Source organism: Bradyrhizobium sp. (assembly GCF_035484855.1).
Taxonomy (GTDB): domain Bacteria; phylum Pseudomonadota; class Alphaproteobacteria; order Rhizobiales; family Xanthobacteraceae; genus Bradyrhizobium.
Genome location: NZ_DATHOP010000188.1, coordinates 1 through 11,277 on the forward strand (window position 1 = coordinate 1; position 11,277 = coordinate 11,277).

Here is an 11,277-nt window from a genome sequence, read left to right on the forward strand (position 1 = left end):
AGGCCTGTAAGATTGCTGCCCGGCCGCGCCAGGTTGGCGATGAAGTCCGCGCCGATCGGGTCGCCAACAGCGATGAAGACAATCGGAACATTTCGGCTCTCTCGTCGGAAAGCGGCAGTAAGTGCTGTGGTCTGCGCCACGGCCACATCGGGACTAACCGCGAGTAGCTCCTTCGCCAGCATCTGTGCTAGCTGCTCATCGGCAGGGAGTACAAAGCGAACATCAAGGTGGATATTGCGGCCCTCGGACCAACCGAGCTTCTCCAGTCCCTGCCGGAATGCCCCCAGACGCGCCTTCGAGTCAGGATCGTCTTCGGCTAAACCCATGAGAACGCCGACGCGGCGTATTCGGTCAGGCTGCTGCGCACGCGCCGAAAGCGGCGATGCAACCGCTGCGCCGCCAAGCAGGGTAATGAATTCGCGCCGTCGCATAAGGTGGCCTCGGACGAGGTCCACAATCTAGCACACGATAGCGCGACGAGGGCGCCTGTGCATTGCACCAAAATACGCCGGCTTATGTCGGTTCGGGTCATTTTCGGAAGTCGAACCGTCCACTTGCGAGGTCTGCTTTACCCCCACGAACGGACATCACGGAAGTCAGCGAACGTCATTCGATCACCTCGTCGGCGCGGGCCAAGCACCCAACTTCGGACATCGGCGCACGCCATCGTCAGGTCCGAGGGTCAAAGCCCCGGCAAACGGGCAACGACAGATATGCCTGAGCGCTATCCCATTTCCTTTCCCGATGTGACATCATGGAGTTTGGCGAAGTCCGTCCTCTGGCGAACCGGATGTCAGGGATTTTCGAGCAGGGAGTGATTGCAATGTCGCTTGCCGAAGCTGTGAATGACCAGGGCGCGTCTCGTGCTCGGTACGAAAAGCTTGAGGATCGCATCCTTGCTCGCGATCAAGTCGGCGCCAGTGAATGCTACTACGATCTGGTGCGTGACGGTCGGCCGCTCCCCGAGATGTTGCGCGAGGCCGTGCGCATTCACGGGCCCTACACGCACGTTCCCTACCACGAGCGGATCGACAACGGCTTCGTCAACTTTGTCAACAACGACCATTGCCTTTTAAGTGCCCGTGCCACGTTGCACCTGTCGAAGTGGCTGCCTGCAGAGATGGCCGGACTACCGATGGCGCAGACCATTTGGTACATTCCGACCGGTCTCGACATCTGGAACCAGAAGATCAACAAGGCACCCGGCCACTACGCCCGTGGCATGGCGCCCCAGAACAGCGCACCGCCGAAGCCCGTCGTACACTGGCCGGACCAGGAGCCGGAGCGTCTCGACGGGCCGTTGCGCGACCGCCTCGACCATTGGATGACGCTGGTGCATCGCGGCCGCGTGCTTGAAGCCTATCGCGTCTTTCTCGGACTGATGCAGAACAAGCCGGAGCGCAAAGCGGTGCTCGCCGAGCTGGTGTTCGCCGGCCTGATCGATTTGCAGGACCGCGCCTTCCTCAACCGTTCCTATACCACCGGCCACAAATCCTATCGGGCGCGCGCGACCGTCGAACTGGGAACGGCCATCGGCTGGGACGACGCGCACGCGGTGCTCTATGCAGGCGCGCTGGATATCGCCGTCGGTCCGCGCTGGTATTCGACCTACGAGATGGCGTGCAACTGCGTGACCCACTACCTCGAACAGCAGAAAATCTCTGCCATCCCCTACGCGGGCACCACGGCCGGGGAATTGGCATTGCTTGCAAATTCGGAAGCCCTGACCGCGATCGAGGCGGAGGCATTCCTCGAAGTCGTGTTGCGTCAGCACGAGCCGGCCTATCTCGAGCAGTTGAGCGCCCTGCTGCTCGCGGGCAAGGGGCCGCGCCAGATCCTCGACGTCCTGCAGATCGGCGCCGCGCAGGTGCTGCTCGAGACCCAGGACAACCTCAACTTCTCCATGTCGCAACACTGCTACGAATACTGCAACACGCTCGGCTGGTTCTACGATTCCTTCGAGCATCCGCAACGCCTGAAGCTTTTGTACTCGGCCGCCTCATTCCTCAACCGCAACGCCTGGCATCAAAAGAATATCGGTGATGGACGAACCTCGGTGGCCGAGCTTCCCGCCGGCGCCGAGCGAATGAGCGAGCTGCAACTGCTGGAGCGTACGCTCGCCGCCATCGTCGCACTCGATGGACCCCGGGCCGTCGCCTGGGCCAGGGCGTATCTTGCTGATAGCGGCGACCGCCAAACGCTGGTGCAACAGTTGGCGCTGACCGCCTGCCGCCTCGGCAACGACCCGCACAACCAGGAGATCGCCCAGTGCCTGCTCGAGGACTACGCGAAGAACCGCGGTTTCGACCGCGACCGGCTGCTGCTTGCGTGCGTGCAGCATACCGCCGCGCACAGGAAGTACGGCGATTTTCTTGAATGCGGTCGCCGCTACGGGCGGGCCATGGGCGTTGCCGCGCTGGCCTGACGTCGGTGTCACGACCGGATACGAGGAGCTTGCGGCCAACTATCTGGCGTTCGACAAGCTCGCACCGATTCGAATTTGGCTGCGTGCCGATGCCACGGACGTCCCAGACAAGAACCTCACCAGCGAACGCTTTGGCTCGGGACGATGAGGGCGGATGGGCTCGGCTGATCGGGGTTGCCTTCGACGAATCTGAAGGCGGCGATGATCACGATGACCAGCGCAAGGGCGGCGAGCAGGTCGATCTGTCGGGGATCGTGTCCCCCATGGCTGATTTTCCAGCGCATTGTTCGGCCCTCCCTGGAAGGCATCAAATCAATGTCGCCGCGAGGCCGTGGTTCCCGGCACGGCAGCAATGCGCCTTCGGCTTGGAAGCGGTGCAGCAGAATTGGATCAGCGCAATTCAGTCGGCAACCGGCGCGTTGACGCCGCGCCAGCGCCCGAACCGCCACGGCAAATACCATCGTGCGCCCGGCGGTCGCGTCAGCGGCACATGGTCGATCCCCGAGGTGCCCCAGGGCTGGCAGCGCAACAGCCGCGCCAGCGTCATCCAGCCGCCGCCCCACAACCCGAACCGCGCGATCGCCTCGTCGCCATAGACCGAACAGGTCGGCAAGTGCCGGCAGTTGTAGCCGACCAGCGGCGATAGGGTATGCCGGTAGATCCAGATCAAGGCGCGCCCGGCATTGCGCGGCAGCCGCAGCACCGCGCCGGCGCAATCGGGACAGGATGATGCGTGCTTCATGGGCGGCATGCTGCAATCATGTGCGCCGATCTGCGCGGTTCCAGGGCATGGAACCTCTAACCGTCAGTAATTGTGCCACAGTTTGAGGAATATAGGGTGTTTCAGGTGGCAGCGCAGCAAAGCTGCTATGGACGATAAGGATTCCCACGGTTACCTTTTTCATAACGTCTGCATGACAGAATCATGTGGCGTTGAATTGGGGCCGTTGCCACTGCTCTCTTGGGGTTTTGGGGAAGGAACCAGATTGAGGCTGATGAGGTCGCCTAAATTTCGCGGCTGGGCGCTGCTCGGCGCCGCCGCCTTGTTTGCCGCTTTGCCCGCCGCCGTGGCCGCGCCCGGTTCGGCGCATGCCGGCACGACCCTCGAAGAGCGCAAATTGCCGATGCGGTTCAGCTGGGTCGCCTGCGAGCCGAATTGCCGCGGCTGGGTTTCGGCGGTCGGCATCGTGACAGCCGACAGCCCCGGGGATTTCGATGAATTCGCGCGCGGGCGCGATCTCGCCGGCGCCACCATCGTGCTGGATTCCAGCGGCGGTTCGGTCAACGACTCGATCGCGCTCGGGCGGCGCTGGCGGGCGCTCGGCGCGCTGACCACCGTCGGCATCACCGTCGAAACCCATACGGCGCGGGGCGACCGCGCCAGCGTGGTGCCGGAGGCCTATTGTGAATCGATGTGCGTGTTCCTGCTGCTGTCGGGCAAGACGCGTTACGTGCCCGAAGCCGCGCATGTCCGGGTGCATCAGATCTGGATGGGCGACCGCGCCGACGACGCCAAGGCCGCCAGCTATACCGCGCAGGACATGATGATCGTGGAGCGCGACATCGGCAGGCTCGCCAAATACACCTTCGACATGGGCGGGGCGGGCGACTTGCTGTCGCTCGCGCTCAACGTGCCGCCTTGGGAAGACCTGCACGAATTGTCGCGGGAAGAATTGCGGCTGACCAATCTCGCGACCACCAAGGCGGTTGCCGACGTGCTGCAGCAGCCGGGCAGCTCCGACGTACCGATGGCAGCCCTTGCGGCCAAGCCGCTGCAGGACCGCTTCGTCAGCACGGCGGTCGAGACCGAGGCCACTCCGCAACCGGCAAAAGCGACCAAGACGGCCGAAGCGCTGGCTCCGACCGGCGGTATTGCGGCGACCGGACCGGCGAAGTAGCGACCAAATCGCGCAGTGGTCGCTCCGCGTGCGGCGTGCTAGCCGTAAGGTCTCCTGAAACTGCCGGAGCATGTGCACCATGCGCCATCGTATCGTCTGGATGATCCTGGTCGCCGTTCCGCTGGCATTGATCACCGTCGCCGCAGGCACGGCCGCTGCATTTCCGGCGGCGCGCCACATCGCCTCAGCCTACTGGAACATGCCGGATCGCTTGCCGGCCCTTGCCGGGAACAGCCTGGTTCATTTTGAGCCTGGCGCCGAAGACTACGCGCAGGATGTCTCGGCTTTGCTTCCGGCGGCCATCGCCCGGATCGAGGCCGCGCAGGGCCGGCCCTTCGCTCATCCGGTGACCGTGGGCGTCTATGCGACGCCGGAAGCGTATGCGGCTGCAAATGCCTCTGGCGTCGCGGGCGTGGTTGGCGTTACGGCGTTCGGTCGCGTGGTGCTGTCGCCTGCGCTCAACTGGCCGCAACATCGCCGGCTTCCTGCGATTCTGACGCACGAATTATCCCACGCGCATCTTCAAGGGTGGATGTCGACGAGCGCCGTGATCCACGTTCCAAACTGGTTCAAGGAAGGGCTGGCGGTCATGGTGTCCGGCGGCGGGGGCGCGGAGTTTGTCGACGAACAGGAAGCCCGCGCCGCGATCGAACGCGGCGAACGCATCGTGATCAATGACACCGGCAGCTTCTGGAACCTTTCCGGAGTGCCGTTCGAGCGAGCGCCCGCTGGCGCAACCCCGTCACATCAGATCGTGATGGCCTACCGACAGGCTGGAATGTTCGTCACCTGGCTTCATGACTCCGACGCGCCTGGTTTTGCCCGCATGATGAACGCGATCCTGGACGGACGCCCGTTCGTGGAAGCGGTGACGGCCGGCTACCGGCAGGACGTGCGCTCGCTGTGGCAAAAATTCGCGCAGTCTGATGCCGGGGGAAAATGACCGCCTCGGGGTAAGCATCGTTGCGAGCAACGCGGTCGCCTGATTTTCGTCCCGGCCCCCGCGCCGATGCCGGCGGCTTGGCTTTTGTTTCGATCTGGCTGATGGCGTCGACCGCCCGGGCAACACGGTTAAGCTGCGGCCGGTTATTGCCTGGGAACACGGCCAAGCTTTGCCCATCTACGTTGTTGAAACAGGGACGCAGGCTCAGGTCGCGCCTCGCGGCCGCGCCATATTCGCGTGATGAGGATTTTTATTTCGGATCGTGCAATGCGCGTTCAAGCGCCATCCGAATAAACCGCTGATAGGGCATGCCAACACGTTTCGCCCGGTCTTGCACGGCTTTAAGGAGCTGCGCGGGCAAGCGGAGATTTACCGATTTGTCTTTGGGTTTCAACTCGAAACGCACCACCTCGCCGCCGGAAAGATCGTAGTCGCTAAGGTCTGCCGTCGCTACAAAGTCTTCGGCTTCTTTGTCTGTCTTAAACGTCGGGATAGTTTTTTTCATAGCTCTCCACCTCTCTCTTATGCATGTAGCGGGCGCTGATCGGCCGTATCAGGACGCCGTTGCCACGGTCTCGCTCCGTGAACACTACGAACGCATTTCGCTTCTTCGATGTGATTCCTATTGCCCGAAACCGTCGCTCGCTCTGAGCATTCTCCTTGTCGGGCAGGACAACAACGGGCCGGTCAAACAAGCTTTCAATCTCAGCGATCGAGACTCCGTGTTTTTGGCATTTCTTGCGGTTGCCGGAATCCCAATCAAAACCCGCAAAATCCATATCCTGCCCCTAGGAAAACAATCTGAAGTTTGTAGAGGCATTTGTCAATACAAATCCATCCTCAAAAAGCAGCAAACTCAAGCGCGAAATGGAACTGAAAACGCCAATTAGATTTTGGTGAATCGGAGAAATCTTTAGCGTCCCAAAGAGAGTACAGCGACGTTAAGGCAAGGCCGCCAACAGAGGCGGCCTTACCATTTTGCGTTCGGACGGATGCGCTTCGGGGGGTTTCTGCCAAGACCTCAGCACCGACCCTCTTGGGGTCCGCTCGGGCGTGGACTCCGGCCCAGGAACACGGTTAAGCTGCAGGCGATCACGCCCTCAACTTGGCCGAAAAAACATGGATGCATTCGACGGGGAACAGCAAGCATTCAACGGGAGCCCGCTCGACGACGAGAACCTCCTGAGCGGACAGTTCTGGGGCGAACTGCGGGTCTTTCTCGCCGTGGCCAAGACCAAGTCGTTCAACCGCGCCGCCGAGATCACCAACACCAGCCAGCCGACGGTGAGTCGGCAGGTCAAGCGGCTTCAGGACGTGGTCGGCTCGCAGCTTTTCATCGCAACCGCCCGTGGCGTCAAGCTGACGCAAAAGGGAGAGGCGCTGGCCCAAGCATTGTGCCGGCTGGATCACACGCTCTTTTCGATTACCAGCGACTTGAAGGCGGAGACCAGCGAGGCTGAGGGCATCGTGCGCGTCAGCATCACGGACGGTCTGAACGCGCTCTTTGTTGCGCCCGCTCTCGATCAATTTTCTGTCCGGTATCCGAAGATACAGATGCATCTGAAGACGCCGATCAACATCATGAGCCTGCGGGAAAACCAGACCGACATGATGATCGGCTACAGCCCGGCCGAGTCGTCCGGCATCCAGTTCAGAAAGCTCGGGCAGGTTCATTTCATCCCAGTTGTTGCCAAGGACTACATCCAGAAGTACGGCCTGCCGACGCGCGACAATCTTGAACAGCATGTCTTCTTGCAATCGGAATTTTACCTCGCCAGAACCGGGCTGTGGGACGGTTGGCAGCGGGCCGTGGCGCGCGGACGCATCGCGCATTACTGCGACAATTCCTTCGCTTACGGCATGCTGGTCAAGGCCGGGCAGGGAATCGGGTTGCTCGGCAGCTACGCGCTCCTGGAGCCGTCCGCCGTGCCGCTGGAAATCGACTTGAGGATTTCGGTTCCTCTCTACCTGATTGCGCTCACCGACCGCCTCAACGCCCGCCCGGTTCGTCTGGCGTTCGACTGGCTTAGCGAAGTCTTGGGTAACAACCCTTGGTTCGGCGACGAGTTCAGGTTGAACAATCCACCGAGCGTGTACGATACCGGGTTCAGGAAGATGTTCAATCTTGCAGGGATTGTTGCGACAGACAGGTCTCGTTGATCCGTTCGGCAATTTTCAGGTAAGTCCTGCCGGCGTCACGGAACAGCTCGGCCAGGTCCAGGCTGACGGCCGCTCCCTCGTCGAATAGGAGCTTGTCGAACATCGCCTGGTGGATCGCGACCACCTGCTTTATGTAGTTCCGCGAGAAGTCCACGGTGGCGCTCATATTGTTTATTGTTGCGAGCTTTAATGACAGCGCAAGAGATCCTCAGGCGATACAGATGCTGACTATGCAACCGCCTCGTACCTCGACGGAGCATCCCAGAAGCCCTCGGTACGGAACATAACGGCGGTGTCTGTGCTTACTGAGATTGCATTGTCTGGAGGAGTGAGTTCCTTGACGAGTTCAAGGTACGGCTCTGGGTGACCGTCGAAGTAGAACGGCGCCTTGCCTTCGGCATTCTTGAATCCGAGGATGATTCGCCACAACCGCGCATATTTCGGCTGCGCATGGGTGATGACCTTGTCGTATCCCTTGCGAGCGACGTGGTCGAATACGAAATAGGCGGAAGCCTTCAGCACGTGGGTATTGCGATAGGCCTCGCGGAAGGCCGTGCGCTCGAGCTTGGCGAAATCCTTGAACCATCGAATGCGCAGAGCGCCGATTGGTTCGTCACCGGCGTAGACGATCACGTGGGTGGCCTGATAGTCGTTGCCGTCGAAGGTCTGCTGTGCTTTGACGCCGTGCTCCTCCATGAAGCAGATGCTGCGGATGGCGTAGGCATGCAGCAATTGCTCATATGTCGTCACGATCTCCGTGCGGATTTGATTGTGGCTGGCGACGATGGCACGCACGTTATTCTGCATATCCCGGCTCCTCACTACCCAGCGTAGTATGAAGTAGAGCCGATCCGGCCGGCGGTGCGGAAGATGGTAAAATGTGCCGCCGTTCTACGCCACCGTTGAACTGACCGGGCCGCTGTCCCGGAGACCCCTCGGTGTCCGGCAATCCGGCTGCAGGATTTGTCGCGGGTATCCGCGACGAACTACACGCGGCCGGAGAGTTATCGAGACCCCGGGCCTCGTCGCCCTATCTACAAAACAGCAGAACGGAACCGGGAATTACAAATCTAGAATTGCACCACGTGAATCATCTCCCAAAGGTAGTGTTCCAATGAAGAGAACAACGCGGCGGCCGAATTCCTCGGATTGCCGAGATATGTGCGGTCGAGTTTAGCGACGAAGAGGGCAATTGAAAGTGCCGGTGCCAAGCGACCAAGCCGATGCCGAAAAACGTGACCGCTTCGCGGTTCGCGCCAATTCGATTTTAGCGTTTGTCGATTGCGACGAGGTACTGCGACGGAAATTGCGCGACGCGATCGTCGAAGCGATGCTTTGGGCACAGACTCAACCGAAATGAAATCGAAGCCTATGTTGCCGTGCAATTTGAAATCTGTGCGATTCATCTTCCCAAGGTAGTGCAATTGCAATGAAAAAAAATCGGCTGCCGAATTCCGCGGACATCCTGGTCGGAGAATCCATCCGCGCTCATCGGCTGATCGCGGGTATGACGCAAAACGAGCTCGCCGGCCGGCTCGGAGTTTCGTTCCAACAGATACAGAAGTATGAAAAAGGCGTGAACCGGGTCGGCGCCGGGCGGCTTCCTCAGATCGCCAGGATATTCGATATCCCGATCAGCGCCCTGTTCGATGCCAATGCCGTCACATCTCCCGGCGAGAGAACGGGTACCGCTCCGGCCAAGCTCATTCCCGACCGCCACACGCTCAAGCTCCTGACCGCGTTCGGGGCCATCGCGCATCGCAAAATCCGCTACTCCCTCGTCGACCTGGTCGATGCGATAGCAAAAGCGACACCGAAGACAGCGCGAGCGGCGCCGAGAACGCGCAGATGAACACGGGACTATCGGGCGCCCCGCCTTGCCAGACGTGATGGCAGGGTGTCGCGCAGTCGTTCAGCCCTGCGCCGATGCCGGCTGTTTGGCCTTGGCCTCGATCTGGCCGATGGCGTCGACCACGGCGTCGAAGGTCAGCATGGTCGAGGCGTGGCGCGCCTTGTAGTCGCGCACCGGCTCGAGCAGCGCGATGTCGGCCCATTTGCCTTGCGGGGGACTGCCGTTTTCCTTCAGCATCTTGCGAACGGTCTCGCGCAATTCGCGCAGCTCGCTTGCGGTCGAGCCGACCACATGACGCGCCATGATCGAGGACGAGGCCTGGCCGAGCGCGCAAGCCTTCACGTCATGGCCGAAATCGGTGACGACTGGCCCGTCCATCCTGAGGTCCACCTTGACGGTCGAGCCGCACAGTTTGGAATGGGCGGTGGCGCTGGCGTCGGGGGCAGGAAGCCGGCCGAGCCGGGGGATATTCCCCGCCAATTCGATGATCCGCTTGTTGTAGATGTCGTTCAGCATGATCTGGTAAGTCTCGGGCAGGCCCCGGCAATCGCCCTTGGCGGCTGCGGGTGACAGTCCTATATATGGGGGGCAACGGCGGAAATACAGTCCGGCCATTCGCCAAAGCCGGACTGAAATCGAACCCATTCGGCCGCCGTGGTGTTAGGATTGGCGGACTCAGGCGTCCGGCGGCAAACCCGCCCCGTCTGCCGGTGACACTCCGGTCATTACGACCGGTCGAACGGAGTTGACATGGACGCATTGATCAAATCCCTCCGCCCTGGCAAGGGCTCCGACGCAAAATCTTCCGATCCCGCAAAATCTTCCGATCCAAAGACAGCCGAGGCACGTCCGGCCGAACTCGACCCCGCCGAATTTCTCGCCGCCGCCGTGCGCGCCGACCAGCCGCGTCCGTCGCGCGCGGAAGCCGAAGCAGCGGTCGAGACCTTGCTCGGCTATATCGGCGAGAATCCGGAGCGCGAGGGCCTTCTGGATACCCCGCGCCGGGTGGTCGAGGCCTTCGACGAGCTCTATCAGGGCTATCACCAATGCCCGGCGGAAGCGCTCAATCGCACCTTCGGCGAGACCGCGGGTTATGACGACTTCGTGCTGGTGCGCGACATCGAATTCACCTCGCAATGCGAGCATCACATGATGCCGTTCTACGGCCGGGCGCATATCGCCTATACGCCGGTCGAGCGCGTCGTCGGGCTGTCGAAGCTCGCGCGGCTCACCGATATCTTCGCGCGCCGCCTGCAGACCCAGGAACATCTCACCGCGCAGATTGCGGCTGCGATCGACGAGATTCTCAAGCCCCGCGGCGTCGCGGTCCTGATCGAGGCCGAGCATACCTGCATGTCGGTGCGCGGCGTCGCCAAGCATGGCGCGACGACCTTCACCAGCCGTTACACCGGCATGTTCCGCGACAATCCGGCGGAGCAGTCGCGTTTCCTTTCCATGGTGCGCGCGGCGCACCGCTAATTCATTGAGCGAAACCTGTCCTCGGACGTGAGTTCTCGCCCGAATGCTTCGAGGACGTAAAACCGTGTCCACGACATCCGATAGCAACGACATCGAAGAAGGGCCGTCGTTCCGGCCCAAATTCGACGCGAGCGGTCTCGTGACCTGTGTTGCCACCGACGCTGCGACGTCGGAGGTGCTGATGGTCGCGCATATGAACGAGGAGGCGCTTCGCAAGACGATTGCGACCGGCGAGGCTTGGTACTACAGCCGTTCCCGCAAATCGCTGTGGCGCAAGGGCGAAACCTCCGGCCACGTTCAACGGGTCGTCGAGATGCGCACCGATTGCGATCAGGATGCGATCTGGATTCGCGTCGAGCAGGCAGGTGCTGCCTGTCACACCGGCCGCCGCTCCTGTTTCTACCGCAAGGTCGAAGAGGCCAGTGGCGGGGCGCGGCTATCCTTCGTGGACGCGGACAAGGTGTTCGACCCGAAGGCGGTTTATCGAAAGTGATGCGTTCCCCTTAGGGCGCACCGGGAA

Annotated in this window: 16 protein-coding genes; 8 read left to right on the plus strand and 8 right to left on the minus strand. The window is 61.4% G+C overall.

Translation table 11 applies throughout. The annotated features are described in order from the left end of the window. Nucleotides 1-431: ABC transporter substrate binding protein (locus VK804_RS21285; protein ID WP_325373896.1), on the minus strand; the 431-nt coding region annotated here is incomplete at its 3' end. 323 nt (nucleotides 432-754) lie between these two features. Here VK804_RS21285 and VK804_RS21290 point away from each other — a divergent pair. Further along, nucleotides 755-2,425 (plus strand): hypothetical protein, encoded by a 1,671-nt coding sequence (locus VK804_RS21290; RefSeq protein ID WP_325373898.1) that lies wholly within the window; start codon nucleotides 755-757, stop codon nucleotides 2,423-2,425. A gap of 116 nt (nucleotides 2,426-2,541) precedes the next feature. Here VK804_RS21290 and VK804_RS21295 read toward each other — a convergent pair whose 3' ends face one another. After that, nucleotides 2,542-2,709 (minus strand): hypothetical protein, encoded by a 168-nt coding sequence (locus VK804_RS21295; protein WP_325373900.1) that lies wholly within the window; start codon nucleotides 2,707-2,709, stop codon nucleotides 2,542-2,544. A 116-nt stretch (nucleotides 2,710-2,825) separates the two neighbouring features. Continuing rightward, nucleotides 2,826-3,167 (minus strand): membrane protein insertion efficiency factor YidD, encoded by a 342-nt coding sequence (gene yidD, locus VK804_RS21300; RefSeq protein ID WP_325373902.1) that lies wholly within the window; start codon nucleotides 3,165-3,167, stop codon nucleotides 2,826-2,828. A 253-nt stretch (nucleotides 3,168-3,420) separates the two neighbouring features. On the opposite strand from yidD, the gene VK804_RS21305 reads away from it, so the two are divergent. Next, on the plus strand, nucleotides 3,421-4,323 hold the full coding sequence (locus VK804_RS21305; protein ID WP_414642823.1) for a hypothetical protein: 903 nt from the start codon (nucleotides 3,421-3,423) through the stop codon (nucleotides 4,321-4,323). 70 nt (nucleotides 4,324-4,393) lie between these two features. Continuing rightward, the gene (locus VK804_RS21310) at nucleotides 4,394-5,266 is read left to right on the plus strand and encodes a hypothetical protein (RefSeq protein WP_325373905.1); all 873 of its coding nucleotides are present in this window, start codon (nucleotides 4,394-4,396) and stop codon (nucleotides 5,264-5,266) included. A gap of 250 nt (nucleotides 5,267-5,516) precedes the next feature. Here VK804_RS21310 and VK804_RS21315 read toward each other — a convergent pair whose 3' ends face one another. Next, complete coding sequence (locus VK804_RS21315; RefSeq protein WP_325373907.1) at nucleotides 5,517-5,771, minus strand: BrnA antitoxin family protein; 255 nt, start codon at nucleotides 5,769-5,771, stop codon at nucleotides 5,517-5,519. Next, nucleotides 5,746-6,045, minus strand: a complete 300-nt coding sequence (locus tag VK804_RS21320; RefSeq protein WP_325373909.1) for a BrnT family toxin — start codon at nucleotides 6,043-6,045, stop codon at nucleotides 5,746-5,748. Before VK804_RS21320 ends, VK804_RS21315 begins: the two co-directional genes overlap by 26 nt. Before the next feature lie 340 nt (nucleotides 6,046-6,385). Between VK804_RS21320 and VK804_RS21325 the strand changes: the two genes are divergently transcribed. Continuing rightward, complete coding sequence (locus VK804_RS21325; RefSeq protein ID WP_325373911.1) at nucleotides 6,386-7,426, plus strand: LysR family transcriptional regulator; 1,041 nt, start codon at nucleotides 6,386-6,388, stop codon at nucleotides 7,424-7,426. Here the strand turns inward: VK804_RS21325 and VK804_RS21330 are convergent. Together VK804_RS21330 and VK804_RS21335 are read right to left on the minus strand one after the other, a co-directional pair. Continuing rightward, the gene (locus tag VK804_RS21330; protein WP_325373913.1) at nucleotides 7,386-7,592 is read right to left on the minus strand and encodes a hypothetical protein; all 207 of its coding nucleotides are present in this window, start codon (nucleotides 7,590-7,592) and stop codon (nucleotides 7,386-7,388) included. The genes VK804_RS21325 and VK804_RS21330 overlap by 41 nt on opposite strands. 62 nt (nucleotides 7,593-7,654) lie before the next feature. After that, complete coding sequence (locus VK804_RS21335) at nucleotides 7,655-8,233, minus strand: hypothetical protein (RefSeq protein WP_325373915.1); 579 nt, start codon at nucleotides 8,231-8,233, stop codon at nucleotides 7,655-7,657. Nucleotides 8,234-8,618: 385 nt separating this feature from the next. On the opposite strand from VK804_RS21335, the gene VK804_RS21340 reads away from it, so the two are divergent. Continuing rightward, a complete protein-coding gene (locus VK804_RS21340; protein ID WP_325373917.1) occupies nucleotides 8,619-8,786 on the plus strand; it encodes a hypothetical protein in 168 nt (55 codons plus the stop codon). Between the two features lie 69 nt (nucleotides 8,787-8,855). Next, complete coding sequence (locus tag VK804_RS21345; protein ID WP_325373919.1) at nucleotides 8,856-9,278, plus strand: helix-turn-helix transcriptional regulator; 423 nt, start codon at nucleotides 8,856-8,858, stop codon at nucleotides 9,276-9,278. A gap of 60 nt (nucleotides 9,279-9,338) precedes the next feature. On the opposite strand, the gene VK804_RS21350 is transcribed toward VK804_RS21345, so the two are convergent. Next, nucleotides 9,339-9,794: an iron-sulfur cluster assembly scaffold protein gene (locus tag VK804_RS21350; RefSeq protein ID WP_325373921.1), complete on the minus strand. Its 456-nt coding sequence runs from the start codon at nucleotides 9,792-9,794 to the stop codon at nucleotides 9,339-9,341. A gap of 234 nt (nucleotides 9,795-10,028) precedes the next feature. Between VK804_RS21350 and folE the strand changes: the two genes are divergently transcribed. Continuing rightward, nucleotides 10,029-10,757 (plus strand): GTP cyclohydrolase I FolE, encoded by a 729-nt coding sequence (gene folE / locus VK804_RS21355; RefSeq protein WP_325373923.1) that lies wholly within the window; start codon nucleotides 10,029-10,031, stop codon nucleotides 10,755-10,757. Between the two features lie 64 nt (nucleotides 10,758-10,821). Then, a complete protein-coding gene (gene hisI, locus VK804_RS21360) occupies nucleotides 10,822-11,250 on the plus strand; it encodes a phosphoribosyl-AMP cyclohydrolase (RefSeq protein WP_414642824.1) in 429 nt (142 codons plus the stop codon). Nucleotides 11,251-11,277: the final 27 nt, after the last annotated feature.